The 25,476-nt window shown below is 63.8% G+C and carries 21 protein-coding genes; 10 read left to right on the top strand and 11 right to left on the bottom strand.

The window, feature by feature from the left end:
• The first annotated feature begins 99 nt into the window (after window positions 1–99).
• Both C9I57_RS05310 and C9I57_RS05320 read left to right on the top strand, forming a co-directional pair.
• A complete protein-coding gene (locus C9I57_RS05310) occupies window positions 100–312 on the top strand; it encodes a hypothetical protein (protein WP_107149583.1) in 213 nt (70 codons plus the stop codon).
• 959 nt (window positions 313–1,271) lie between these two features.
• Window positions 1,272–2,912: a hypothetical protein gene (locus C9I57_RS05320; protein WP_107149585.1), complete on the top strand. Its 1,641-nt coding sequence runs from the start codon at window positions 1,272–1,274 to the stop codon at window positions 2,910–2,912.
• 151 nt (window positions 2,913–3,063) lie between these two features.
• On the opposite strand, the gene C9I57_RS32640 is transcribed toward C9I57_RS05320, so the two are convergent.
• Window positions 3,064–3,222, bottom strand: a complete 159-nt coding sequence (locus C9I57_RS32640) for a hypothetical protein (RefSeq protein WP_181321731.1) — start codon at window positions 3,220–3,222, stop codon at window positions 3,064–3,066.
• A 239-nt stretch (window positions 3,223–3,461) separates the two neighbouring features.
• Here C9I57_RS32640 and C9I57_RS05325 point away from each other — a divergent pair, with 239 nt between their 5' ends.
• Window positions 3,462–4,160, top strand: a complete 699-nt coding sequence (locus C9I57_RS05325) for an MgtC/SapB family protein (RefSeq protein WP_107149586.1) — start codon at window positions 3,462–3,464, stop codon at window positions 4,158–4,160.
• Window positions 4,161–4,262: 102 nt separating this feature from the next.
• Here the strand turns inward: C9I57_RS05325 and C9I57_RS05330 are convergent, their stop codons facing one another.
• Window positions 4,263–4,586, bottom strand: coding sequence for a thioredoxin family protein (locus C9I57_RS05330; RefSeq protein WP_107149587.1), 324 nt, complete (start codon window positions 4,584–4,586; stop codon window positions 4,263–4,265).
• An 89-nt stretch (window positions 4,587–4,675) separates the two neighbouring features.
• On the bottom strand, window positions 4,676–5,245 hold the full coding sequence (locus C9I57_RS05335) for a DUF6496 domain-containing protein (protein ID WP_107149588.1): 570 nt from the start codon (window positions 5,243–5,245) through the stop codon (window positions 4,676–4,678).
• A gap of 280 nt (window positions 5,246–5,525) precedes the next feature.
• On the opposite strand from C9I57_RS05335, the gene C9I57_RS05340 reads away from it, so the two are divergent.
• Genes C9I57_RS05340 through C9I57_RS05355 form a run of 4 tightly spaced genes read left to right on the top strand, consistent with a single transcriptional unit; the run spans window position 5,526 to window position 9,603 of the window.
• Window positions 5,526–7,904: an ATP-binding protein gene (locus tag C9I57_RS05340; RefSeq protein WP_107149589.1), complete on the top strand. Its 2,379-nt coding sequence runs from the start codon at window positions 5,526–5,528 to the stop codon at window positions 7,902–7,904.
• Window positions 7,905–7,923: 19 nt separating this feature from the next.
• Entirely contained in the window at window positions 7,924–8,661 is a 738-nt protein-coding gene (locus tag C9I57_RS05345) for a methyl-accepting chemotaxis protein (protein WP_107149590.1), read from the top strand.
• Window positions 8,658–9,200, top strand: coding sequence for a hypothetical protein (locus C9I57_RS05350; protein WP_107149591.1), 543 nt, complete (start codon window positions 8,658–8,660; stop codon window positions 9,198–9,200). Before C9I57_RS05345 ends, C9I57_RS05350 begins: the two co-directional genes overlap by 4 nt.
• 37 nt (window positions 9,201–9,237) lie before the next feature.
• Entirely contained in the window at window positions 9,238–9,603 is a 366-nt protein-coding gene (locus C9I57_RS05355; RefSeq protein ID WP_107149592.1) for a response regulator, read from the top strand.
• Here the strand turns inward: C9I57_RS05355 and C9I57_RS05360 are convergent.
• On the bottom strand, window positions 9,584–10,744 hold the full coding sequence (locus tag C9I57_RS05360; RefSeq protein ID WP_107149593.1) for an alginate O-acetyltransferase AlgX-related protein: 1,161 nt from the start codon (window positions 10,742–10,744) through the stop codon (window positions 9,584–9,586). The genes C9I57_RS05355 and C9I57_RS05360 overlap by 20 nt on opposite strands.
• 67 nt (window positions 10,745–10,811) lie before the next feature.
• Window positions 10,812–12,248 (bottom strand): MBOAT family O-acyltransferase, encoded by a 1,437-nt coding sequence (locus tag C9I57_RS05365; RefSeq protein WP_107149738.1) that lies wholly within the window; start codon window positions 12,246–12,248, stop codon window positions 10,812–10,814.
• Window positions 12,249–12,626: 378 nt separating this feature from the next.
• Between C9I57_RS05365 and C9I57_RS05370 the strand changes: the two genes are divergently transcribed.
• Window positions 12,627–14,015 (top strand): TIGR00366 family protein, encoded by a 1,389-nt coding sequence (locus tag C9I57_RS05370; protein WP_107149594.1) that lies wholly within the window; start codon window positions 12,627–12,629, stop codon window positions 14,013–14,015.
• A gap of 283 nt (window positions 14,016–14,298) precedes the next feature.
• Window positions 14,299–14,520, top strand: a complete 222-nt coding sequence (locus C9I57_RS05375; RefSeq protein ID WP_107149595.1) for a hypothetical protein — start codon at window positions 14,299–14,301, stop codon at window positions 14,518–14,520.
• 79 nt (window positions 14,521–14,599) lie between these two features.
• Here C9I57_RS05375 and C9I57_RS05380 read toward each other — a convergent pair whose 3' ends face one another.
• The 4 genes from C9I57_RS05380 to C9I57_RS05395 form a co-directional block, all read right to left on the bottom strand.
• The gene (locus tag C9I57_RS05380) at window positions 14,600–15,232 is read right to left on the bottom strand and encodes a response regulator (RefSeq protein WP_107149596.1); all 633 of its coding nucleotides are present in this window, start codon (window positions 15,230–15,232) and stop codon (window positions 14,600–14,602) included.
• Complete coding sequence (locus tag C9I57_RS05385; RefSeq protein WP_107149597.1) at window positions 15,207–16,478, bottom strand: response regulator; 1,272 nt, start codon at window positions 16,476–16,478, stop codon at window positions 15,207–15,209. Before C9I57_RS05385 ends, C9I57_RS05380 begins: the two co-directional genes overlap by 26 nt.
• Window positions 16,475–18,211 carry a sensor histidine kinase gene (locus C9I57_RS05390; protein ID WP_258187530.1) on the bottom strand — a complete coding sequence of 579 codons (1,737 nt, stop codon included), beginning with the start codon at window positions 18,209–18,211 and terminating at the stop codon, window positions 16,475–16,477. The genes C9I57_RS05385 and C9I57_RS05390 overlap by 4 nt, the downstream gene beginning before the upstream one ends.
• A 154-nt stretch (window positions 18,212–18,365) precedes the next feature.
• The gene (locus C9I57_RS05395; RefSeq protein ID WP_107149599.1) at window positions 18,366–19,298 is read right to left on the bottom strand and encodes a substrate-binding periplasmic protein; all 933 of its coding nucleotides are present in this window, start codon (window positions 19,296–19,298) and stop codon (window positions 18,366–18,368) included.
• A gap of 346 nt (window positions 19,299–19,644) precedes the next feature.
• Between C9I57_RS05395 and C9I57_RS05400 the strand changes: the two genes are divergently transcribed.
• Window positions 19,645–21,438, top strand: coding sequence for a GGDEF domain-containing protein (locus tag C9I57_RS05400; protein WP_258187510.1), 1,794 nt, complete (start codon window positions 19,645–19,647; stop codon window positions 21,436–21,438).
• A 32-nt stretch (window positions 21,439–21,470) separates the two neighbouring features.
• Here C9I57_RS05400 and cydC read toward each other — a convergent pair whose 3' ends face one another.
• Both cydC and cydD read right to left on the bottom strand, forming a co-directional pair.
• Window positions 21,471–23,300: a thiol reductant ABC exporter subunit CydC gene (gene cydC, locus C9I57_RS05405; protein WP_258187511.1), complete on the bottom strand. Its 1,830-nt coding sequence runs from the start codon at window positions 23,298–23,300 to the stop codon at window positions 21,471–21,473.
• Window positions 23,297–25,081 carry a thiol reductant ABC exporter subunit CydD gene (cydD, locus tag C9I57_RS05410; protein WP_107149600.1) on the bottom strand — a complete coding sequence of 595 codons (1,785 nt, stop codon included), beginning with the start codon at window positions 25,079–25,081 and terminating at the stop codon, window positions 23,297–23,299. The genes cydC and cydD overlap by 4 nt, the downstream gene beginning before the upstream one ends.
• Window positions 25,082–25,476 lie beyond the last annotated feature (395 nt).

Here is a 25,476-nt window from a genome sequence, read left to right on the forward strand (position 1 = left end):
CGCATGCAATGCACCACCGCAGAGCCAAATGCACCCCGGCTGCGCATTTCTTGCAGTCATACCTCATGGGTTAGCTTTCATCCCGAGGCATCATTGCCGATGACTGTCAAGCTCAAAATCAGCGGCAATTCAATATTGCTCACCGGCACCATTTACCTGCCAAAATCGGCACTACAAGAATCGATTTGGCGGAAAATGGAAGGCGACCACTCAATCTTTTCCTTTTTTCCTCATACTTATTTCCAGTTTTTGCGCGTCCCCATTTTTTTCATTGATCCAGATCAACTTTTCGCACGTGCCCTACAGGCTTAATTCGTCAGCCTTCAACAGCGACGAAGCGAGGTCACACCGTGCGGTCTTTTGTTTCTTTTTTTCCTTGTTCGCCCCCAAGATCAGTCGAATCAATGTATAGATTACGACTATGGATACTGATTTCTTTAGGGGTCGTATTTAATTTTGTGGGCCTTTGGCCCTCGAGTGCGCACGCACAAAGTACGCTGACGATCAGCGGCGTGACTTACAAGCTGTGCGCATCGGAAAATGATTTCTGCTCGTTCAGCGGCAGCGCGAAGGTCGTCTTCGGCACGTCAACGATGTACGACATCAACGGCCCGTTCACGAACGGCGTGAGCTGCTCGAACGGCGTCGTTTCCCAAACCGATCCGGCCTACGGGTACACGAAGTCGTGCTGGTACGCCAGCACGACGTCCGGCACGAGCACGACCGGCACGACGAGCACCTCGGGAACGACCACGTCCGGCACGACGAGCACTTCCGGTGCGTGGACGCAATGCGCGACCGAAGGCGGCTACTGCTCGTTCTCCGGGACGAAGACGGTCCTTTACGGGTCGAGCACGACCGCCAACAACATGTCGGCGATCTTCACGAACGGCGTTGCCTGTAACAACGGCACATTCGGCAACGACCCGGCCTACGGCTCGACGAAGTACTGCTGGATCCAGGCGTCGACGTCCACGACGGGCACGACCTCCGGCACCACGTCGACGTCGGGTACCACGTCGACCTCCGGTACGACTTCGACCTCCGGCACGACATCGACCTCGGGCACGACCTCCACGTCCGGCTCAACGTCGACGAGCACGAGCTCGACGAGCAACTCGACGTCCACCTCGTCAGCCAGCGGCACGATCAGCTGCTCGACGCCGACCGCCTCCTCCGGCGGCTCCGCGAACGGCCTCATCAGCGCCGACGTCAAGACGGCTGACGGCACGCGCCTGTTCGCGCAAGGCAGCGCATTCAACCTGTCCTTCGTGACGGCGGCTCCCGCGGCCGACAACGTCGTCTGGTCGATCCAGGATCACGTCGGCAACGTCAAGGGCAGCGGCACGTTCGCGGTGGCAAGCGGCACTCAGACGAACACCCTTTCGTGCAAATCGACGCTCGGCGGCTACTTCGCCGTGACGGCCACGCTCTCGAAGGCGGGCGGCACACTGCCGCAAGCCGGCACGCGTCCGACCGGCATTGCGACGTTCGGCGTTCTGCCCAACGTTTCGGGCGTGATTCCGGCCGTCTCGTTCGCGCATCAGGAACAGCACCGCTTCGGCATGCAGGGCTTCAACAGCAACGCGGCGGCGCTCGCGGCGCTCGGCATTTCGCAGACGATCGACGATCGTGAGCTTTCGGCCATGGAGCCGAACGGTCCCAACACCTGGACGCCGTCGCTCTCGAACCTCGACCCGTCGTACACGAGCGGCAAGATCATGCGCCTCGTCCGCCTCGACGGCATCCCGGCCTGGGCGAGCCCGACCGGCGGCTTCCAGGACGACACGCACGCGCCGTCCGATCTGGGCTACTACCAGAACTACATGGCGCGCGTCGGCACGGATACGGCCAACGTCCGGAAGACCTACTTCCCGACCCAGCAGAACGACTACTACCAGGTGACGTGGGAGCCGCAGTGGACCGATTCGCAATCGAACTTCGTCGCGATGTATAAGGCCGTCTATACGGGCTTGCACTCGACGGACCCGAACGCGGTGGTGATGGGCACGACGAATCCGCTCGTCGCGAACTGCCAGACGGAATGCACGAGCGGCTATCTGCAGACGTACGCGGCGCTGGGCCTCGGTCAGTACATCGACGGCATCACGACGCACGGCTACTACAACGCCGGCACCTACCCGTCGCATCCGCCCGAGCTCTACGACACGGATCCGAATCCGGCGAACGTGGCCAATGCGCTCGACAAGCAGATGCAGCAGCTGCGCTCGCAAATGCAGTCCGTCAAGCCGAACATGCGGCTGTGGTCGACGGAACTCGGCATCAGCTACGACCCGGGTATCTCGTACGGTGCGAACTCGCCGTCGTCGAACCAGCTCTACGCTCAGGCTGCGATCGCGGCACGCGCCCACCTGATCATTCTCGGCGAGGGCGCGCAGGTGACGTACTTCTTCTATGGCCCGGATTATCCGGACGAAGTCGGCTATGGATCGTTCTTTGACCTCTCCGATGCGCAAGGCGCATACGGTGCGACGAACCTGAGCCCGAAGCCGGAGGCGATGGCGTTCGCCGCGATGACGCGAATCGTCGACGGCACGCAGACGCTCGGACGGCTGAACGGCCTGCCGACGATGGTGTACGGCTACGCGTTCCAACAGCTCAACGGCGGCAAGGTCATTACCGCCCTCTGGACGCACAACAACGCGCAGTGGCCGACGTCGTCGGGTTCCTATAGCTCGACGTACAGCACGTCTTATGGGCTGCAGGTCGATTCGGCGGGCACGAGCGGCAACGTGACCGTCCTCGATGTCATGGGCAACGCGAGCACCGTGCCGTATTCGAACGGCGTCGCGACGCTGAAACTGACGGAATCGCCGATCTACGTGGTGTCCACGAATGCCACCGTCGCGAAGGCGAACGCCACGGCACCTCTCGGATACACGGGGCAATAAAGTAGAAAAAGCCCGCTTCGCGGCGGGCTGATGAAAAGAAGGGACCTCCGGCACCGTCAGGTGCTCGCGAGGTCCCTTTGCATTTCCGACGGTGTTTATCGCAGGCCGCGCTCTTTCGCGCGGCAAGCTTGTCGACCTTCGGTTCGCTCGCTCAGTCGACGAGCCGGATGCCGAGCACCGTGGCGCGCGCCGTGCGAAGGCGCTCGGCTTCGCGATAGCGCGCCTGGAACGAGTAGTCGGAGTCGAGCGGCAGATGCGGCGACGCGAAAAGATCGTTGATCTTCTGGAACAAGGCGAGAACAAAGCTCATGGCGACTCCCTTTGAGTACGGGTTTTCCCTGAGTTCAATTCTAGGGTTTTCCCTAGGTCTCGTCTAGTGCATTGCAGCAATTTTTTGCAGACGACCTGATTTCTACCGCTTCACTGACCTGATGCGTTGCAGCAGCACAACACTTTTGACCTGGCGCGGCGGCGCCCACTAGAATCACGCCACCCTCGCGCCTGGCACTGGCGCACGGATCCGCGAGGCGCCCTCCCCATTTCCTGCCCATGACCCAGGTATTCGTCTGGCGGCTCCTGGCCGCGTTCGCGTGCGGAGTCGCAATCGGCATCGAGCGACAGATGCGCCAGCGCACGGCCGGGTTGCGCACGATCACGCTCGTCGCGAGCGGCGCTTGCCTCTTCGTGTCGCTAGGCACGCTGATGGGCACCGGCGTCACGCAGATCGCCGCTTACGTCGTCTCGGGCGTCGGCTTTCTCGGCGGCGGCGTCATCATGCGTGAGAAGGGATCGATCCAGGGAATCAACACCGCGGCGACGCTCTGGTGTTCCGCCGCCGTCGGCGTGCTGGCCGGCACGGGGTTCTACGGTGCCGCGATCGCCGGCACGATCGTCGTGCTCGGTACGAACACCGTGCTGCGCGAGCTCAGCCGCGCGATCAATGCCGCACCCGTCGGCAACGCCGACCTCATACGCGAGTACGAACTGACCGTCGTCTGCCGGGAAGAAGACGAAGTGCACATCCGAGCCGTGCTCTCGAATGCGATGTATGCCGAACCGCTGTCGTTCCAGAGTCTCACGAGCCGCGATTGCGAAGGCGAGCCTCCGCGTCTCGAGGTCACGGCGACCTGTCGCACCCATCCGAAGGACCAGGCAAGACTCGAGCACATCGCCAGCCGGATCAGCATGGAAAAGGGTGTCTCGAGCGTGAGTTGGACCGCGAGAGAAGTCGAGACGACGCCCGAATAAGCCGCCGCGCGCCTATCGCCGCGGCGTACGCGTGAAAAGCGCTGCCGCGGCCCCTCGAGCGAATCTCGAAGGTCGCCTGCGCGGCAGGAAAATCCGCGTCAGTCAAGCAGCGGCCGTGAGCGCGGCGACGCCAGCGTCGACCGACGCGACGTCAGGCGGACGCACGACGCGCGCCACTTCGACGCCGTCACGCAGAAAGATCAGCGTCGGCCACAGCTTGACCTTGAACGATCGGCCGAGCGGCCGACCGGGACCGTCCTCGATCTTCAGGTGGCGCGCTTGCGGAATGCGCGCGAGCGACTCCGTGATCAACGGCTGCGCGCCGCGGCAGTAGCCGCACCAATCGGTACCGAACTCGAGGATCGTCGCACCGGTCAGCTCGTCGACTTCGGCGCGCGCCGGCGCGGTTTGGGAATACGCGGTCATCTCTGCTCCGGGTTTCGTCGAATCTCCATTGTCCGCCAGTCGGGCGATGCCCGCTGGCGCCTCGTCCAATCGCACATGTCATGTGCGCCTTAGTGATGCGCGCGAGCGGCGCGTGTTTTCGCCGCCTTCTTCGCCGCGGCGGAGCGAGCCGCGGCCCCCTTCGTATGGGCGGCCTTCTTCGCGGCGGTCGAACGAGTCGAAGCGCCCTTCGTATGGGCGGCCTTTTTTGCCGCCGCCGAACGGCTCGCCGCCGGCCGCTTGGCCGCGGCCGACTTCGCCTGCTTCGCCATCGCTTCGCTCGACGCACCCGCGCGGCTCTCTCGCTTGAGCACGCCTTCCGTCGTGCGCGCACGCTTGGCCTTCGTCTCTTTGCTCGGCGAATGCTTCGGCGTGCCGTGCTGTCCCGCGGCGGTGTCCTTCTCCGCCTTCTTGCGCGTCGCTTCGCTCGTCGCTCCCTTCTTCGGCGGCTTCAGCGGCACACCCGCGCGCCGGGCTTTCGAAAGGCCGATCGCAACGGCTTGCTTGGCCGATCTCACGCCGTGCTTGCCGGCACGCACATGCTCGACTTCCTCTTTCACGAACTCGCCGGCCTGCGTGGTCGGCGCCTTGCCCGCACGCTTGTCGGCTTGGGCACGTGCGACTGTTTTCCGCTCGGGCATGATGGCTCTCCTCGAAATGTCCGTAGGGCGATCACGGTCACGCAATGTGTATGCCACATATCCCGGCAACGACTCATGTCACGCCGATGGGCCAATCTCGGCGAAGCCTGCTTGCGTTGACAGACCGTTAACGCCGAGCGCCACCCGTCATCGCCGGGTCACATTCGCCCCGGCATAATCGCCGGCGCGCCGCAAACCGCTCCCAAGAACAAGCGGGCGGCGCGCACTGACATGACATGAAGTCACAATGAATTGCAGTTTTGCATCGGGGATCGTGCATATGAGCATCCGGCATCGTATTACCTTGCTGGTCGTCTTGATGTTCGTCGCCTTGTCGGCGATCGGCATCTACGCCGTGTATCAGACGCGCACGAGCGCGGTGAACGTCAAACAGGTGACCCAGGGCGTCGTGCCGAGCGCGCTCGCCTCCGCCGACCTCGTTTCCGCGGTGAAGGATGTGCAGATCGCCACGATGACGCTCGTCTACGCGCCCGATGCGAACATGGTCGCTCAAGCTCAGGACCAGCTGAAAGCGAAGGAGGCCCAGCTTCGCCAAGGGCTCGATTTGCAGGCGAAGGCCGCGGCGAGCCATGCTCAGCAGGGGCTGGTGACGCAGGCGCGCGAGAGCCTCGACAACTATTTCGCCGCAATCGCCGACACGGCGAAGATGAAAGCCGACGGCAAGGACGCGCTCGCGCAAGCGTATCTCTTCGCGAACGTCGCCCAGTACCGCGATGAGCTCGAAGGCATCGTCGAAACGCTGCGTATCGAGAAGAACCGCCAGAAGGACGACGCCATCGACGCACTCAACGGCATGCTCGCCACGACGACGACGGCGATCGGCGGCGTAACCGCGGGCGCGGTGATTCTGCTGACGGCGATTGGCTTGCTGCTCTACCGTCAAATTACGCGTCCGTTGAGCCGCATGCAGCAGGAGATGAGCGAGATCGCATCGAGCCAGGACTTCACGCGGCGCGTGCCCGTGGGCCGCATGGACGAAATCGGCCGCTCGATCGTCGCCTTCAACGAGATGATCGAAAAGATCCAGTTGAGCTCGGCGCAACTCAAGCAAAAGACGGCCGACATCCAGGCGATGCTGCAGAACATGCCGCAAGGCATCCTGACGGCGGTGGCGGGCGCCGTCGTTCATGCCGAATACTCGGTCTACCTCGAAACGATCTTCGAGACGAAAGAGATCGCCGGCCGCCCGCTGATGGATCTCGTCTTCAACGACACTGAACTCGGCGCGGACGCGCTTTCGCAGATCGATGCGGCGATCCACGCATGTCTCGGCGAAGACAGCATCAACTTCGAGTTCAATCAGCATCTGCTCGTGAACGAGATCACGAAGCGAATGCCGGACGGCCGCGAAAAGATTCTCGACCTGAGCTGGTCGGCGATTACCGACGAGACCGATACGATCGTGCGCCTCATGCTCTGCGTGCGCGACGTCACCGAGCTGCGCAAGCTCGCCGCGCAAGCGAGCGAGCAAAAACGGCGGCTCGAGATCATCGGCGAGATTCTTGCGGTCAGCCAGGACAAGTTCCATCACTTCGTCGAAAGCTCGACGCGCTTCATCAGCGAAAACGAGCGGATCATCCGCCAGCACGAGCAGCCGAACGGGTCCGCCATCGCCGAGCTGTTCCGCAACATGCATACGATCAAGGGCAACGCGCGCACCTACAGTCTCCAGCATCTGACCAACATCGTGCATGAGGCCGAGCAGGCCTATGAGGAGTTGCGCCGCTCGGAAGCGGCCGACAGTTGGAATCAGCAGGCACTGATGCAAGACCTCATGCGCGTGCGCGAGGCGATCGAAAACTACGCGCGGATCAGCGAAGTGAGCCTCGGGCGCAAGGGGCCCGGTGCGGGCGACAAGCGTGAACGCTATGTGGTCGTCGACGAGGCGCACATCCACGACAGCCTGCGCCTCATCGATCAGGCCGATCCGGCCAATGTCCGGGAGTTGCTGACGATGCGCGATTCGCTGCGTCAGTCGTTGCGTCTCTTCGGCACGGAAACGATCGGCCAGGTGCTCTCCGGCCCGCTCGAGTCGCTGCCCTCGCTCGCAAAGGAGCTCGGCAAAGAGACCCCCGTAGTGCGGATCGACGACAACGGCTATCGCGTGCGCAATCAGGTTGCCGCGTTGCTCAAGGATGTGTTCACGCACTTGCTGCGCAACTCCATCGATCACGGCATCGAGCCCGCAAGCGAGCGGGAGAAGCAAGGCAAGCCCGCGGCGGGCGTCATCGACGTCGAAGTCGGTATCGACAACGGCGCGCTGCAGATCACGCTCAGCGACGACGGCCGCGGCCTCGCGCTCGATCGCATCAAGCGTGTCGCCGCCGAGAAAGGCTTGATCGCACCCGATGCAGCGCTGACCGACGAGGCGATCGCCGAGCTCATCTTCCAGCCCGGCTTTTCGACCGCGGGTCAAGTGACCGAGGTGTCGGGACGCGGCGTCGGCATGGATGCGGTGCGCAGCTTCGTGAAACGCGAACACGGCTCGATCGAGCTGCGCTTCACCGACGATCGCAAGGGTGCGCCCTATCGCCATTTCCAGACGATCGTCTCGCTCCCCGAGCGCTTCGCCGTCGATAGTCTCGATCGCGATTCCACACGCCCAGGGCAGTTTCGCTTCGACGCGCTAGCCGAATGAACGCAGCAAGGAACGAGCAGTGAACGCAAGTCATATCGCAGCAGCATTGATCGGCGGCATCGTCGCGCTGATCGCGGCCCTGGCCTGGCATGCCTGGGCAACCAAGCGCTCGGCCGCGCGGCTCCATGCCCAGGTCGACGCGCAGCGCCAAACCGCCCTCTCCGTCGCCGAGACGCGTGAGCGCCAACGAATCGAGCAATACGAGGGGCAACTGCAGGAGGCGGGCTCGCGCATCGCCGAGCTCGAAGGCGAGCTCGCCAGGGCGATCGGGAACGCGAGCGACCTCGGCACCGCCCTCGCGAACGCCGAGGCACAAAAGGCCGCCTGGCTCGATGACGCGCGCCGGCTCGCCGGCGAGGCCGCGCGCCTGCGCGGTCTCTCGGGTACGTTCGAGCGCTGGCACGAGCAGATGATCTCGCTGATGACGCAAAACCACGACATGCATAAAAAGAATCAGGAGCTCTCCGCGATTGTCGCGCATGTGCTGATCGTGTCGTTGAACGCATCGATCGAGGCCGCGCGGGCCGGCACGGCCGGGCGCGGGTTCTCGATCGTCGCGAGCGAAGTCCGCACGCTCGCGACCCGCTCCCAAGAGCTCTCGAAGAGCTATCAGAACAGCCTGAACCGCAACGACCTCATCACGACGGCCACGTTTCAGGACATTCAGGCCGGCGGAAAGATGATCACCGCATCGCTCGGCAGCGTCGATGCGCTCGCGAGCCAACTCGAATCGAAGATCCTGCAGGCATCGACGTGATCAGCAGTCAAGCGAAGGACAGCTTCGAGCGCATCTTCGAGCGCGCCGCGCGCTCGCGCCTCGTCGCCGACGAGAGCCATCTCTGCGAGCTCGAGCGAGCCGAGCCGGGCACACACAAGATCGGCAAGAACGAGAAAGTCGTTGTGCTGACGATCTCCTCGATCTCGTTTCGCCTGCTGCTCGGCCTGCATTTCAGCGACGACGAGGCGACGCGCCGATACTTCGTGAAGGGCGACGACGAGCGGCCGCTGGCCGACGCGTTCATGGAAGTGGCCAATCTCTGCTGCGGGGCGATCAATCAGGCGCTCGTCGAGCATTTTCCGGACCTGGGAATGTCGACGCCGTATGTGCTCGCGAGCGCCTGCATCGCGCATCTCGACCAATTGCATCCTGGCTTCGAAACGCTTTACGACATCGTGATCGAAGGCAGCGTGCGGCTCGCCGCGACGCTTTGCGTCTCAGCGCACGACACGATCGATTTCGTCGCCGATACATCGTCGAGCGAACTGCAGACGAGCGGCGAACTCGAGCTTTTCTGACGATCGAAACGCACTACTCGGAAAGGAAGGAAAAAACATGGCGAAGATACTGGTCGTAGACGATTCGAGCACCGTCCGCGACGAAGTGGCGGGCTTCCTGCGCAAGAACGGACTCGATGTCGACACCGCCGTCGACGGCAAGGACGGCCTGACGAAGCTCAGGACGAATCCCGGCATCAAGCTCGTCGTCAGCGACGTCAACATGCCGAACATGGACGGCCTCACGATGGTCGAGAAGATCCGCGGCGAGCTCGGCAATACGGCGGTCAACGTCATCATGCTGACGACGGAAAGCAGCCCGGCCATGAAGGATCGCGGCAAGGCGGCCGGCGTGAAAGGCTGGATCGTGAAGCCGTTCAAAGGCGAGGCCGTGCTCGAAACGTTCAGGAAGCTGGCGAGCTGATCGGCTTGCAGGCCTGATCGAGATTCGTCGGTCCGTCTTCGAGAGACTCGAGGTTGCGCTCGACGATCTCGAGCATGGCGACATCGGGCTTCGCTCTGCGGACCCGGGCCCCGTCCACGCGATGCTCGGCGAACGAATACATCCGGTTGAAATCCTGGGCCAGGAACGGCATCAGTTCCCCAGCGAACGAATCGCGCAGGAGCAGCAATCGGCCTGACGCAGCCGGATTCTCGGTTGACGTGAATTCGGCGCCTTGCGCTGGCCAGCCCGGCAGATTGATCGAATACGCGCGACGCGGTTCGACCGGATCGAGCGTGATGACGTAGTCCTTGAAGTAGCCGCGCAGGGACAGCAGGTTCACCACGATGTCACCGCCGTCGAACGGATGTCGGGCAATGCGGTAGTCGTCGAAGCGCACATGACGGGAGTCCTTCGTGATCCCGTCCGCAACGAGTTGCTTCGTGATTGCCCGGTAGCCGATGAACGCGCCCAGCGTGTTCCAGTGCGTATCGGTTCGCTTATAGAGATCGTAGGACTGCGTGGCTTTTGCCGCTATCAACGGCTCGCGTAAATCGATGACTTTGAGCGCCGGGTCCGTCGAAGCAAGGTAGCGTACGAGTTGATCCGTGCGTGTGACGGCACTCTCCGGCGGACGCACCCAAAGCTTTTCCGGGTAGATGCTCTGCTTGTCCGGCGCGAGCACGAGGTAAAACGGAATGCCGCAGCTTTTGAGCCGCTCGCGTGCGAGCGTCAAATTGCGCGCGATGGTCTGCAATTCGGAATCGGGTAGCGGTGTTTGACCGAACATCTCCGCGAAGTGGGGGTGTCCCGGCGAATAGTGCCGATCGAAAAAGAACCACCCGTCACGCCCCGCCACCACCTCGGGATCCATCGGCGAACCCGTGCGCGCCATCTGCAGTCGCGAGCCATAGTAGACGAGCGCATCGCGCATGCCGAATCGGTCGTCGAACCAACGCTCGAAATGCCGAAACCAGTACAGCGTGTAACGCGGAAATGGCGTCGGCGCTCGGTTTTCCTCGAGCGCCGGTACAAAGCTCGGTCTTCCGAACCAAAGCACCGGCAATGACAAAAGAAGAAAAAATACGACCGGCAGGACGATGCGATTCGTCAGGCGGCGCATCGACGATGGCCGCGCTGCAACGCTATCCGCGGCGGTGACCTTTTTGTCGCTAGGTCGCTCATGTGCCTTAGAACCGGAAATAGATGAACGGGTTGTATTGGCCCAGCGCAAGCGACATGCTGCTCAATATCAAAGCGGGCGTGACGAGTACCAGGCGTGCCCAGCCATCGAGCGCGCGCCGCGCCAGGCCGCGCCATAGCGCGTCGGACCTCCGCGCGAGCCACGGATAAAAGCCCCCGGCCAGAATTGCGGCCACCACGAGAAGTATCCCGGTCTGCTGCGAGCAGACCTGCTCGGCCGATACCGTCCATTGCGCCTTCGGCCAATGACCGACCAGCGCCTGCAGATACTGCAACGCCTGTTCGAGCGAAGCTGCGCGAAAGAAGACCCAGGCGAACATGACGACGAGCACGGCGTAAAGCCGTCGAACAAAGACCGGGACGGCAGCGAGGCGAAGGCGTCCCCCGTTCCTCGTTAGACGCTCCATCATCAGGAAGAAACCGTGAATAGCGCCCCAGATGACGAAGTTCCAACTCGCGCCATGCCAGAGCCCGGTCAACAGGAATACCGTCCAGAGATTGACGAGCGTACGCCCCTCGCCGCGGCGATTGCCGCCGAGCGGGATATAGATGTAATCGCGAAACCAGGTGGAGAGCGAAATGTGCCAGCGTCGCCAGAAGTCCTGAATCGATGTGGCCGTATAGGGGTAATCGAAGTTCTCCGGAAAACGAAAACCGAACATGCGAGCGAGGCCGATCGCCATGTCCGAGTAGCCCGAGAAATCGAAGTACAGCTGCAACGTGTAGCAAACGAGCCCGAGCCAGGCCACTGCCGGCCCGAGCTGATCGCCGGGAACGTTGAACGCCGTGTCGGCAACGAGGCCCAGTTGGTTCGCAATGAGCACTTTCTTCGAAAGGCCCATGGTGAAGCGCACGATTCCGGCGCTCACGTCGTCGATGGAGCAGGCTCGCCTGGCGAGCTGCGTGTGAACATCCTTGTATCGAATAATCGGGCCCGCCACCAGTTGTGGAAACAGCATGATGTAAAGGCTGTACTCGACAATGCTTCTATTCGGCTTCACGTTGCGCCGATAGATATCGATCAGATACGAGATGGCATGAAACGTGTAGAACGATATTCCGATCGGAATGTCGATCGGTTTCAAGACGATACGTTCGACGCCGAATCGCTCCAGCAACCAGTCGACGTTATCGACGACGAAATTGCCATACTTGAAGACGCCCAATAGCACGAGATTGAGCGCGACGGCAGCCGTCAGCAAAAGCACTCGCCGGCTCGTGGCACGGTCGATCGCGATGGCCAGCGAAAAGTTGGCCGCGACCGAGACGATCATCAAGATCACATACCGCGGCTCGCCCCATGCATAAAAAACGACGCTGGCGATTGCGAGCAGTACGTTGCGCCAACGCACCGGTACGAGATAGTAGGAGAAGAACGTGACGGGGAGAAAAAGCCCCAAAAAGACGATGCTGCTGAATATCACCAACCAGCCCCTTGGTCTTATTGTGCCGTTGTAACGGCCTTGTTGTCCGCGAGGCGCAGGATAGTGTATTCGTATGGAGCGGTCAACGAACCGCGGCTATATAAAATCCCGTGCCGGTCGTCACGCCCCTGCACTCCTCTCAGTCTCGATCGACGGTCGACGACCGAGCGGCCATGTCCGATCACCGCACGCATTTTCAGGACTCCTGATTGACTCGTCCCCCGTCCGCCGCCTACATTGGATGGCCGAAAAATGGATGATTGTTCGATAGTCGAACAGCGTGCCTATCTCGCCCGCTCGTCGACCCTCGAACGTGTTCCGTCAACGGCGGCGCGCTCCCGGACATTCGACGAGCGGCCATGCAATGGAAACGGAGACATGAAGCAGACTTCTTTCAAGGCGGACGTGGCGCAATCGGGGGCGCCGCGGCGCGGCATCGTGGCCGGCCTCGTCTATGCATTCGAGCGGCTGATGCCCGATCCGTTCGTCCTTTCGCTCGGGCTGACCTTCGTCGTCATTCTTCTCGCCCTGGGCCTCGCGCCGAAGCACTCGATCGAAACGATCGTCGATTCCTGGTATGAGGGAACGTTCAAGATCCTCGGCTTCGCGCTGCAGATGATTCTCATCCTGGCCACCGGCTATGCGATCGCCGATGCGCCCGTCGTCCAGCGCGGGCTGCGCGCGCTCGCCTCGGCCGTGCGCACACCGGCCCGCGCTGCCTTGCTTGTCTTCCCCGTCGTCGGGTTCGCGGCCTGGCTCAACTGGGGTCTCGGCCTCGTGGTCGGGGCGTTGCTCGCGCGCGAGATCGCGCGGCGCGTGAAAGTCGACTTCGCCTGGCTCGTCGCGGGCAGCTACTCCGCCTGGTCCGTCTGCAACAGCGGGCTCTCGAGTTCGATCGCGCTCTCGCAGGCCTCTCACGGCAACGCGCTCAACCTCGTCGAAAAGGCGACGGGCCATGTAATCGGCTTGAATGAAACGGTGTTCGCGCCGTTTGTCTACGTGCCGACGATACTCGTCGTCGTCGTAATGGCGTTTATCTTCGTACGGATGCATCCGAAGGCGGAGGACGTCGTCGCATTCACCGCCGACGAGCCGGCCGCCGCGCCCGAACACGACGCGCACGGCCGCACGGCGCCCGCGACATCGTTCGCGGCGCGCGCCGAGCGTTCGGTGCTCGGTACACTGCTGCTGCTCGCGCTCGGTTGCGGTTACCTCGGAACGACCTGGTACAAGAAGGGCTTCGAGCTCGACATCAACACGACGATCCTGCTCTTTCTGCTTGCGGGCCTCGCGCTGCAGCGCTCGCCGATCGCTTATGCGGATGCGATCCGGCGCGCCGCGCGGCAGACCGGCTCGATGCTGCTGCAGTACCCGATCTACGGCGGGATCATGGGCATCATGATCGGCACCGGGCTTGCGTCGACGATCGCTCAAACGTTCGTCACGATCGCGACGCCTGCGTCTCTGCCGCTTTGGAGCTACCTGAGCTCGCTCATCATCACACTTCTGATTCCGAGCGCGGGTGGCCACTGGGCCGTGCAGGGTCCGTTCGTCCTGCCCGCCGCGCTGAGCCTGAACGCCTCGCTGCCGCATACGGCAATGGGCGTGGCGATGGCCGAGAACGTCTCGAACATGCTGCAACCGTTCTGGGCGGTGCCGGTCGTCGCGATCGCGGGCATCAAGATTCAGCGCGTAATGGGCTATACGGCGATCACGTTCGTCGTTTCGCTGTTGATTTACGCTGCCGCACTCTGGTTGATTCCGTAGCCTGGCTCGAACCGACTGCGATGCGGCGTGGGAGGACGCGCCCCGGCATGGCGCGAGCGGCGAGCCGAGCGCGCCGCCGCTCGAGCACCGACACCTTGCCAGAAAATCCTTACAAGCGACGCAACCTATCCCTACTCGACAATCCGCCTCTTCCTATCGAAGAACCCAGGTGACCCGCGTAGGATGAATCTCGAGGCAAACGAGCGGCGGGCCGGCGCGGCCGCCGCGCCTCGCGGCAGCGATGCCGAACGATCATCGTCCCTTAACGTACCGGAGCGTCGACATGAACACCTGCGCCGTCGATCACGAAGTTTGGGAACTGCTGCCCGAAGAAACCGCTCTGCGCCAATGGATCATGACTTGGTACCACTTCGCGCTCAGCGAGGGCTATGTCGAGCCGGAATACGAGCTCGACAATGCGACTGCCGAGCGACTCGAAGGCTATTTTCAGGTTGGACTCTCGCCCGGTGAGGGGGCCGACGTCATCTTCGGCAAGCTGCATTAGCGAGACCGAAAGTCGATGTTCTGTGCGAGGCGGGCGCTCGGCTACGGAGCCGGCCGCCCTGCCCCGCTTCGGCTTCATCCTACTCGGCGACGAGCCCGTGCCGAATCGAATAGCGAATCAGCTCCGCACTGTTGCTGAGCCCTAACTTCTGCATCAGCCTGCGCTTGTGCGTGCTGATCGTCTTTGCGCTCAGCGCAAACGCGTCGGCGATCTCGTTGATGCTTTTTCCCGCCGCCAGCAGGCGCAGAACTTCGAATTCGCGATCGGACAAAATCCCATGCGGCGGCGTGTCGCCCGAGTGTCGCTCGAATACGATCGCGTCGACGAGTTGCGGATCGATGAACCGCCCGCCCGCGGCGAGCTTGTGGATCGCCGCCAGCAGAATCTCGGGATCGCTGTCTTTCGTCACGTAGCCCGAGGCGCCCGCGCGCAGCGCGCGCGAAACGACTTGCGCTTCGTTATGGATGCTGAGAATCAGGATCGGCATGGCCGGATACTCGGCATGCACGCGCCGAATCAGGTCGACGCCGCTGATGCCGGGCATCGTCATATCCAATGTCAGCAGATCGACCGCGTTCGCGCGCAGCTTCGCCAGCACGTCGGCGCCGCTCGCCGCTTCATCGACGACGACGGTGTCCGCCGCCGTCGCGACGATCTGCTTCAGTCCGCTACGCACGACGGCGTGATCATCGGCGATCAAGATTCTGATCATGTTGCTTTCCGCTATGGGTGTTGAAGGGAACGCTGATCGAGACGACGGTGCCCGACTTCGGGGCACTGTCGATCTGTAACGAGGCGCCGATCAGCCTGGCGCGCTCGCTCATGCCGAGCAAGCCATATGAATCGTGCTTGCCGGCGGCGACCGCGGGATCGAAGCCGCGACCGTTGTCGCTCACATGGAGTTCGAAACCCGCGTCGTTTCGCGTAACGGTCACATGCACACGCGTCGCTTGCGCATGGCGCGCGACGTTCGTGAGCGATTCCTGCACGACGCGAAAAACCGCCGTCGCATGCGCGTCGCAGAGCACCGGCTCCGATGCATTCATGAGGAACTGGCATGGTATGCCCGTCCGCTTGCCGAAGTCCTCGGCCAGCCATTCGAGCGCCGACGCGAGGCCGAAGTTGAGCGCCGCGGGCCGAAGATGGTTGGCGACATTGCGGACCATCAGAATCGTCTTCTCGACGAGCTCGCGCATCTCCGCGACCTTCCTGAGCAGCTCGGAATCGGTCAGCTGCATCTTCAGCAGCGACACGTCCATCTTGAGCGCGGTCAGCAGTTGTCCCAGCTCGTCGTGGACCTCGAGCGCGATGCGCTTGCGCTCTTCTTCGCGAACGGCCTCCATGTGCGCGCCGAGCTCGCGCAATTGCTCGCGCGACTCGAGCAGCTCGCGCTGCTGCGCGCGCAGGTCCACGTTGGCCCGCGCGAGCTCCTCGGTCCGCTTGGCGACGCGTGCCTCGAGCTCGTCCCGAATGCGCGAGAGTTCACGCTCGGCGCACTCTCGCACGGCCACTTCGTTCTCGAGGCGCCGGTTCTTCTCGACGAGCGTCCTGTGCATCGCGCGCATCTCCAGATGAACGTTGATGCGCGCCATCATTTCATCGATCCGCACGGGCTTGGTCACATAGTCGACACCGCCCGCATCGAAACCTTCGACCCTATTGTCGATGTCGTCGGCCGCCGTCATGAAGATCACGGGAATGTCGCGCGTGCGCCAATCGGCCTTCAATTCGCGGCATGTCTCGAATCCGCTCATGCCCGGCATTTTGACGTCGAGCAATATAAGGTCCGGCAGCGAGAAGCGGGCGCGCTCGACCGCCTCCTCGCCGTCGAGCGCGATGAGGACGCGAAAGCCGCGGTCCGTCAGATTGTCGACGACGACGCCGAGGTTCGCGGGCGCATCGTCGACGATCAGCAGCGAAGCCGGCGGGGACTGCGCCGTCATTGCGATGGCCGTCATGGCTCGCTCCCTGTATCGAGATGCCGCTCGACGAAGGCCAGCAGCTGTTTCGACTGATAGGCCCGCGCCAGTGCGTCGAGGGCCGCCGAAAACGAGGCGTGGCGCGCATCCGCGACGGCAATCGCTTCGGCCCAGCGACGCACGCCGCGCATATCGCCCATCCGCGCGAGGCAATGAAGCTCCTTCATTCGCTCGACGCCGGGCGTGGGCAACCGCTCGAGCGACAAGCGGGGCCGCTCGAGCGGCTCCCCATCGCGGGCCTCCCCGCGGCCCGCTTGCGCCGCCGCCGGAAGATCGAAGCGAAAGACGCTGCCTTCCCCTACGCTGCTCTCGACTTCGATCTCCGCACCCATCGCACGCACGAACTGACGGCTGATCGCGAGTCCCAGACCGATGCCGGCATCGCGGCCGCCGGTGCTGGCGACTTGCTCGAACGGATGGAAGATCGTCTCGACTTGATCGGGATGGATGCCGATGCCCGTATCGCGGACCGCGAAGCGTACGCTGCCCGACGGCGCGCACGTCACGTCGAGACCCACGCCGCCGCGCGCGGTGAACTTGACGGCATTGGTCAGCAAGTTGAGCAGCACCTGCCTCAAGCGCCGTTCGTCGGCCCTCACGCAGCGCGGAACGTCCGGCGCGATCTCGCACACGAATGCGAGCCCCTTGTCGGCCGCCTTCATGGCGATGGCGCCATGAATCGATGCGACGACGGCGGCGGGCTCGACCTCGCCGATGTCGACACGAAGCTTGCCTGCTTCTATCGTGGCGAAATCGAGCACGTCATGGATCAGCGCGAGCAGATGCTCGCCGCAACGCAGGATCACGGAGACGGACTCGCGCTGCGAATCGGAAAGCGTGCTGTCGCGCTTGAGATTTTGCGCGCAGCCGAGAATTCCGTTGAGCGGCGTGCGCAGCTCATGGCTCATGTTTGCAATGAAGGCGCTCTTCGCGCTGTTTGCCGCCTCGGCCGTGCGACGCGCCTCGCGCTCCGTCGCCGCATCGCGCTCGTCCAGATAGGCGCGATAAAGACGCGCGCCCATCGCATTGAACGCCGTCACCATGCGCTCCAGCTCATCCGGCACGGACGGACGCCTGCGATCGAGCATGAGCGGGCTCGGCGCATAGCGATAGTCGTAGTGATCGACTGTGCGCGCGAGCGCCGTCAGATGCCGCATGACGATTCGATCGAGCAGGAACGTGATGAGAAGCGCCACGAGGAATGTATTCGCGGCTTGGTTGACGAGAATCAGCACGGCTGTTCGCATCAGCGACCGGTAGAGATCATCGAGCGTCGCTTCGACATGGAGGGTGCCGATCACGCGATCGGCCCCGCCTTGCGCGTGCCGCACGATAGGGTAGTCGCGCGAGAAGACAGCCGCACCGCCGCGCGTGCCGCTCGCAACCACCATCGGCGACGGACCGATCTCGCGCACCTCGACGGCGCGAATATCGGCAAGACGCGCGATGCCGTCGACCTCGAGCTCGAGTTGCGCGCGATCAAGCCGCCAGAGCGCCTCGGCCAGGCTCGCACCATAGCTGCGGCCGATATCCGAGAGCCGCTCTTCGACGAGCGCCACGCCCTTGCGATAGTCGCGATCGAGTTGCACGGCCGTCAGCAGCACCGTCACCGCGCAACTGAACACGAAGACGATCGCGAGGAGCCGCACGACGACACTGCCGCGCAGGCGTTCGAACGGCCCTCGGGCAGCGGCTAGCGCGTTGAAGTTCATCATTCCGTTCGCGGAGAAACCGGTATGCATCGCCCGTATTTTGCACGTGTTCACGGCATCGCCTTCGCGCCAATGGTCAGGAAAATCCGTGAAACGGCCGCGCAAAACGATGAATATCGCGTCAGAAAATCCTTACCCCGCGCTCGCCGCCCACTCATTCGCTGAGCGACATCCAGTACTTGTCGGGGATTTGCCGGTCTGCGGCGGAGAGATACGGATTGGGTAGCCAGATGATCTTCCGCCGCGCGGGCGCCGTCATGGCAAGCGCATTTTGGACATAGGGGTCGCTGTTGAAGAGCCGCATGTACGAGCCGTCCGCGTAGGCGGCCGCGAGCCCTTTCTCGAGCGTCTCGGCGAGACGCTCGTTCTGTTTGTTCGTATAGAAAATAAAGTCGGAGCGGTAAGCGAGGAGCAGATGGCCTTCGACGACGAGGTCCGGGTCGGCTGCGCGCCGCGCGGCCACTTCGGCGCCGGCCTCGACCAGCCCGCGAGGGAAATAGTCGACTCGTCCCGCTTCCGTCATGTTGAAGAGCAAATCGTAGGTCGACGTCTCGACCTTGAGGCCCGCGTTTCTGAGAATGCCGACATCCACCCAGCTAAAGCCCTGCCCCGCCGTCAATTTCTTCAGTTGATCGAGATCGTCGATACGATCGAACTCGGGCTGGCGGTCCTTTCGTATGATGAACACGCGCAATCCGATCAGGCCGCGATACAACGGAATGCGAATCGGCCGCAAGTTCGCCTCGTCGCTCGCCGACATGCTCGCCCAATGGAGGTTGACTGTCTTGCCGTCGGCGAGCTCTCGCAGCGCACGGGACCGCTCCATGACATCGCGCGAGGGCTCGATCGTGCAATCCGAATGCGTCTCGCTCATCGCAAGCTGAATGAGGGCCTTGATGAATTCGGCTCTCCCGTCCACGCGGTTCGACGCGCGCGGGTAGACGATGCTGAAGTGCTCCGCGAACGCGGGCGGCGACGCGATCACCACCAGCGAAACGATCAGCGCGAGCCACGGATGCCAGCGGCATGCCCCGCTCGCTCGAACGCCGGCGGAGCAACGATTACGGACGACTCGGCTGAGGTGCATGAGGCAATTCAAAATGGGGCCGCCGGTAGAGCCGGCGGAAAACATGTCCTAAGCGTGAACACCATGGCCGCGAGCGCGGCCGCAGGACGATGCATCGCAAGATCGTACGCGATGCGCATAGGAAAATGCCATAACGCGCCCCGCTCGGCTGTAAGGAATTCCCTAATCCAGAGAGGAAAAACGCTTGGTTGTCCTAAAGATCCGGCGCCCGTGGCCGATAAGACGGGCAGAAGCGGCCCCAAGCGCGAGAACGCGACAGCAGCCGACGGCATGAGGCGCGCGCCGCGGTGGATTCGCGGCAACGCCACCTCGCGTTTCCCCCGGGGCCGCCCATGCCGGATCCATCATGCTCAATACCTTGCTGGCGCGGATGCCGATGGGGCGCCGCTTCAACGTAGTCATCGCACTGGCGCTCGTGCCGATCCTCGCGCTTTGCTCCTGGCTGCTGGCGCATGCATGGTCGGCATTCGTCGTGGCGGACAGATCCGAAAAGAGTTTCGTATCGCTGCGCGCGGCTTTCGTCGTGATGGAAAAAGTCTCGGCCGAGCGGGGCCCGATGAACGCCGTGCTCGGCGAGGATGTGCCGACCCCGGCACCCCAGGCGGTCGCCCTTTCGCGCGCACGCCTCGCCAGCGACGAGTCGATCGCCGAGTTGACCGCCACCCTCGAGCCCATCGAATGTCGTCAGTGCGCTACCGCGCTGACGATGGTGACGAAATGGAAGGCGCAGCTCGCGCAGGCGCGCGCCAACGTCGACCGTCTCGCCCGCCAGCCCCGCTCGCTGCGCCAGAACGACGCCGTACAAGCGGCCGTGCGGCAGATGTTCGCCGTCGTAGACGGCATCGCGCCTTTGCTGTTGTCTGAATCGACGACTGTCGCTCGCGGCGACGCGGGCACGCTCAACTGTCTGATGATGGCGAGGCTCACGGCGGAGCTGCGGGAGCAGGCAGGACGCCTCGGCTCGCATCTGACCGGCGCGCTGGCCATGCGTCGGCCCTTGACGCTCGACGAGAAGCTCACGATCGAGCACACACGCGGCCGGATCGACCAATTGCAGACCATGCTGGATCTGCGCATGGCAGACCACCCCGATCTCGCCACGCAAGCCTTCAATACGATGCATATCCGGTATTTCGGCGAGGACTTGACCTACTTCCGTACGATCGAAGCGCTGGCTAGCCGGCCTGGCGGCGCCGACACCACGACCGCCGTATTTGCGGCGCACTACGTCCCGGACATGAGCTCGATCGTCGCGTTTCGCGATGCAATCCTCGATGCCGCGCAGGAAGAATTGCAACGCAACCGCGCATTGGCGCTGTGCGCCTTCGCCGCAACGGGCATCGGCGAATTCGCGCTGCTTGCCGTGCTCGGCTGGATCGTGCGCAAGTTGCGCCGCGAGGTAGTCAGTCCGTTCGCCCAAGCCACGACGGCCATTCGCGCGATCGCGTGCGGCGATCTCACGAAGGAGGTCGTGGTACCGTCCGTGCACGGCGAAGTCCGGGAAATGTTCGACGCGATCGAGGTGCTGAAAGCCACGAGCGTCGAGCGCTCGCGGCTCGAAGCGGAACGCGTCCGCTTGATGCAGGAACTCGCGCTCATGGCCGAGACCGATCCGCTCACGCGCCTGCTCAACCGTCGCGCTTTCGAAAAGCAGGCGCAAGCGCTTTGCGGCGAACCGCGGACCGACGCAACATGGATCGCGCTCATCATGTTCGATATCGACCACTTCAAGCGGATCAACGACACCCACGGCCATGCGGTGGGCGACGAAGCGCTGCGTCTCGTGGCGCGGGCGAGCCGGCGGCATTTCGCTCGCTCGGAAATCGTCGCCCGCATCGGCGGCGAAGAGTTCGCCGTCATCACTCGCGTGGGCACCTGCAGCGACGCACGCGATGCCGCCGAGCGCTTGCGCGAGGATATCGCCGGCATCGCGCTCCCGACCGACTCCGGCACGAGCTTCCGGATGACCGCGAGCTTCGGCATTGCATTTGCGCAGCCGAAGGACGGCGCCGACGTCGCGCACTTGCTGAAGCAAGCGGACCGCATGCTCTACGAAGCAAAACTGGCCGGGCGCAATCGCGTCGTGGCGCAAGGCACGCGCGCGGCCGATGCGCTCGAAGCCCCGCCGCCCAATGCGTAAGGTCTCGGGCCGGCGGCGGATCCGCTCGGAGGTCAGCGGCGCGAGAGCCCGATCACCGCGGAAGAAGCGATCGCTCGCCGGCGAGCAGCACACCGCTCGCCGGCGAGCAGCACACCGGGCGTGCCGCGCTCGACGATGCGCCCACCCTCCATCACGAGCACTTCGTCGACCAACTCGGTCAGCGCGGAGAGCCGGTGCGTGATCAGCAGCACGCTGCGCCCCTCCATCAGCTTCATGACCGCGGCTAGCAGCGCACGCTCCGTCACCGTATCGAGCCCCTCGGTGGGCTCGTCGAGCACGAGGATCGCCGCGTCCGTCAACAAGGCGCGGGCGATGGCGAGGCGCCTCGCCTGGCCGCCCGAGAGTCGCGCGCCGGCCTCACCCACTTCCGTTTCGTAGCCCTCCGGAAGCGCCGCGATGAAATCGTGCAGTTGAGCGCTCCGGCAAGCCGCTTCGAGCATCGCCTGGTCCGCATCGGGCCGGGCGATCAGAAGATTGTCGCGAATCGTCGCGTTGAAAAGATAGGTGTCCTGAGCAACGACGGCGATGCGCGCGCGTATGTCACCGCCCACGCACTCGCGCAGCTCCGCGCCGCCCAAGCGGATGCTGCCCGACTGATAATCGTGGAACCGCAGCAGCACATTTGCGACGCTGCTCTTGCCGGCCCCGCTCTCGCCGACCACGGCAATGCGGCCGCGCGCCGGCAGATCGAACGAAATGTCGTCGAGTGCCCATGGCGCGTCGTCGCCATAGCGCATCCGCACATGACGGAACGACAGATCGCTGCCCGACGGCAAGGCAGCAGCGTGCGCGGGATCCGCGACGGCCGGCTTCGCGTCGACGAGCGTGAAGATGCGGCGCGCGGCCGCGAGGCTTTCGCCCAGCACCTGCATGGCGAGCGGCAAAGGCAGCACCGCCTCGAAGCTCGCCAGCATCCATAGCGCAAGCATGACGAGATCGGCACCCGGCATCGTGCCGTCGCTTACGCGCGGAATCGTCAGCAGCAACGTGACCCACATCGCCAGCGATGCGGATGCGGCGAGGACGCCTTGCGAGAAACCGTTGAGCCTGCTCACGTCGCCCTGCACCGTCGCCAGATGCTCGGACAAGCGATCCACGCGCTCGGCATAGAGAGGACGGGCCCCATAGACGCGCAGTTCGCCAAGCCCCTGCAGACTATCGACGATCGTCTCGCGCATTCGCGCGCGCAGCGCGACGACCGCGCGCGATGGTCCGCTCGCGCGCGCGAAGAGCAGCGCCGGCAGTGCGACACCGGCAAGAATCAGAAAGACGAGCAGCACGGCAGCGGCGGACGCATTGACCACTGCCGCCGCCGCCACGATGACGAGCGAGCCGAGCGCCGCCACGAATACCGGTACGAAGACGCGCAGATAAACGTGGTTGAGGCTGTCGATATCGGCCTGAATACGGCCGAGAAGATCGGCGCCGCGCAGATCGGACAGTCGGGCCGGCGCAAGCGGCTCGATGCGCACGAAGAACCAGACCCGCAGCTCGGCGAGCAGACGCAGCGTGGCCTCGTGCGTGACGAGCCGCTCGACATAGCGGCCCGCCGTTCGGACGATCGCGCAGGCGCGGATCGCCGCGGCCGGCGTGAAATAGTCGAAGGCCGCCTGCGTCAGCCCTGCCAGCGCCATCGAAGCGATGAACCAACCGGCGATCGCCATCAAGGCGACGTTCGCGAGCAGCGTGACGAGCGACAGGCCGGCCCCGAGCGCCATCCAGCGCCAGTAGGGGCGAAACAACATGAAGAGGCGCGCGAGATCGGTGCGCGCGTCGTTGCCGGTGATCTCCGGCGATGCCGCGGCATCGCGTGGCAAATCCTTGTCATCCATGTCGTTCATAGGCGAGTCGCGAACTCCGCACCGATCGGATCAGGCGTATGCGCACGAACGAGTCGCGCATAGACCCCCTGCCGGGCTAGCAGCGCTTCATGCGCGCCCGCTTCGATGGCCCGCCCGGCTTCGAGCACGACGATCTTGTCGGCGAGCCGTGCCGTCCCGGGACGATGCGCGACGACGAGCACCGTGCGCCCATGCGCGAGGCGGCGCAAGACCTCGTGAATCTGGGCCTGATTGCGCGCGTCGAGGTGGGCGGTAGGCTCGTCGAGTAATACGACGGGTGCGTCTTTGAGGAACGCGCGCGCGAGCGCGAGGCGTTGGACCTGCCCACCCGACAACCCCGCTCCGCGCTCGCCGAGCGGCGTAGCGTAACCGCGCGCAAGCGCCGCGATGAACGCATCGGCGCCCGCCAGCGCGGCCGCTTCGCGCACCATCGCCATCGTGGCGTCAGGGCGCGCGATCAGCAGGTTGTCGAGCACACTGCCGACGAAGACGTGCGCGCGCTGCGGAACCCAGGCCACACTGGCGAGCCAGCTTGCATCGTCGAGGACGTCGAGCCGTTGGTCGTTGATCCAGATGTGCCCCTTGTCTGCGTGCGCAAAGCCGAGGAGCAGGCTCAAGGCCGTGCTCTTGCCCGCACCGCTCGCGCCGACGAGCGCCGTCATGCTGCCGGATTCCGCCGTGAAGTCGAGATCGTTCAGCGCTGGCCGGCCATCGCCGTATGAGAACGAAACGGACTCGAAGCGAATGCCATAGCCGCGTGCCGCTTTCAAGTTCTGCTTGGCCTCGCCACGTTGCGGCTCCGGTGTCGCGAGAATTTCCGCGATCCGCTCGGCCGCGCCGATCGCTTCCATGCGCGCGTGATAGTGCGTACCGAGCGTGCGCAACGGCAAATAGAACTCGGGGGCGAGCAGCAGCACGAAAAACGCCGGCTGAAAATGCATCTTTCCGTAAAGCAGATTGAAGCCGATGAGCACGGCTACGATCGCGATGCTGACCGTCGAAAGAAACTCGAGCGCGACTGATGAAAGGAAGGCGATGCGCAGTACCGACATCGTACTTTGCCGATAGGCCTCCGACACGCGCGCGACGACTTCGGCCTCGCGGCGGCCGGCGTTGAAGAGCCGCAGCGTCGTCATGCCCGAAAGCGCATCGAGAAACCGCGCGCTGAGCCGCGCGAGCGTGCGCCATTGGCGCTGGTTGGCCGCCACGGCATCTTTGCCGAGCAGGATCATGAACACGGGAATGAGCGGAGCAGTCAGCGCGAGCACGAGCCCCGAAACCCAATCGACGGGAAACACGACGACGAGGACCGCGAGCGGCAGCAGCGCCGTCAGCGCGCGATTCGGCAGCCAGCGCGCGTAGTAACCTTCCAGCGCCTCGATGCCGCCGACGAGATGGCTCGACAACGCGCCGCTCGACTCGCGCTGCAGCCATGCCGGACCGAGCGCGTGAATCTTGCGCAGGAGCTCCCCGCGCAACTGCGTGCGAATCGTCGCCGCGCCGACGAAGGCGAAACGCTCCGCCGCCTGCATGGCAACGAAACGCAGCGCAATCAGCGGCAGCATGACGGCCAACACGGGCCACACTTGCGTGAGAGACGCACGACCGACGACGACTTTGTCCACGCTCCACGATAGCAACGCGGCTTGCGCAACGACGAGCAGGCCCGCGACGAATCCGGCCGCGACGGAGAGTCTGAGCGGCGAACGTATGCGCACGGCGCGTTGCGCGAGCCATGCATCGAGGGTCTTCTTTTGCTGAGAGGTAAAGCTCGGGCTCATATCGAAGCGAAGCTGACGTCGAGGGAAGCTGTCGGCTTTTCGTATGCGTCCTTCTCGCTGAGAGGGCGAGAGAGCGGTTGATACCAGCCGACCTGCCGATGACCGCGGTCAGCCCGCAAGTTAGCAGAACCGCGTGCCGCGCGGACTGCGCAATTCGTCGCACCGGTGGCAAGCCGTGACGGAAACGCTCGCGTTGTCGAGCTGCCTGCGACAACTTGGCCCATCTCGTTGCGACGGTATGCCGCAATGATTCGTCGCTCGCTTAACTAGAATTCTCAACGTTGGCTCTCCCCCGCATTCGACCTTCCACGCCGATCGGAGAAGTTCGCCTGGGCGCAGGCGGCGACGGCCCACGATACCGTCCATCGCTATCGTGACACCACCGCCGCCCGCCA

Origin of the sequence: Trinickia symbiotica (genome assembly GCF_003028655.1) — a bacterium.
GTDB lineage: Bacteria > Pseudomonadota > Gammaproteobacteria > Burkholderiales > Burkholderiaceae > Trinickia > Trinickia symbiotica_A.

Excerpts from the sequence above, each read along its gene's own strand:
- C9I57_RS05310 (WP_107149583.1), top strand. The coding sequence starts at position 100 with ATGACTGTCAAGCTCAAAATCAGCGGCAATTCAATATTGCTCACCGGC.
- C9I57_RS32640 (WP_181321731.1), bottom strand. The coding sequence starts at position 3,222 with ATGAGCTTTGTTCTCGCCTTGTTCCAGAAGATCAACGATCTTTTCGCG.
- C9I57_RS05325 (WP_107149586.1), top strand. The coding sequence starts at position 3,462 with ATGACCCAGGTATTCGTCTGGCGGCTCCTGGCCGCGTTCGCGTGCGGA.
- C9I57_RS05330 (WP_107149587.1), bottom strand. The coding sequence starts at position 4,586 with ATGACCGCGTATTCCCAAACCGCGCCGGCGCGCGCCGAAGTCGACGAG.
- C9I57_RS05335 (WP_107149588.1), bottom strand. The coding sequence starts at position 5,245 with ATGCCCGAGCGGAAAACAGTCGCACGTGCCCAAGCCGACAAGCGTGCG.
- C9I57_RS05340 (WP_107149589.1), top strand. The coding sequence starts at position 5,526 with ATGAGCATCCGGCATCGTATTACCTTGCTGGTCGTCTTGATGTTCGTC.
- C9I57_RS05355 (WP_107149592.1), top strand. The coding sequence starts at position 9,238 with ATGGCGAAGATACTGGTCGTAGACGATTCGAGCACCGTCCGCGACGAA.
- C9I57_RS05360 (WP_107149593.1), bottom strand. The coding sequence starts at position 10,744 with ATGCGCCGCCTGACGAATCGCATCGTCCTGCCGGTCGTATTTTTTCTT.
- C9I57_RS05370 (WP_107149594.1), top strand. The coding sequence starts at position 12,627 with ATGAAGCAGACTTCTTTCAAGGCGGACGTGGCGCAATCGGGGGCGCCG.
- C9I57_RS05375 (WP_107149595.1), top strand. The coding sequence starts at position 14,299 with ATGAACACCTGCGCCGTCGATCACGAAGTTTGGGAACTGCTGCCCGAA.
- C9I57_RS05380 (WP_107149596.1), bottom strand. The coding sequence starts at position 15,232 with ATGATCAGAATCTTGATCGCCGATGATCACGCCGTCGTGCGTAGCGGA.
- C9I57_RS05385 (WP_107149597.1), bottom strand. The coding sequence starts at position 16,478 with ATGACGGCCATCGCAATGACGGCGCAGTCCCCGCCGGCTTCGCTGCTG.
- C9I57_RS05390 (WP_258187530.1), bottom strand. The coding sequence starts at position 18,211 with ATGAACTTCAACGCGCTAGCCGCTGCCCGAGGGCCGTTCGAACGCCTG.
- C9I57_RS05395 (WP_107149599.1), bottom strand. The coding sequence starts at position 19,298 with ATGCACCTCAGCCGAGTCGTCCGTAATCGTTGCTCCGCCGGCGTTCGA.
- C9I57_RS05400 (WP_258187510.1), top strand. The coding sequence starts at position 19,645 with ATGCTCAATACCTTGCTGGCGCGGATGCCGATGGGGCGCCGCTTCAAC.
- cydC (WP_258187511.1), bottom strand. The coding sequence starts at position 23,300 with ATGAACGACATGGATGACAAGGATTTGCCACGCGATGCCGCGGCATCG.
- cydD (WP_107149600.1), bottom strand. The coding sequence starts at position 25,081 with ATGAGCCCGAGCTTTACCTCTCAGCAAAAGAAGACCCTCGATGCATGG.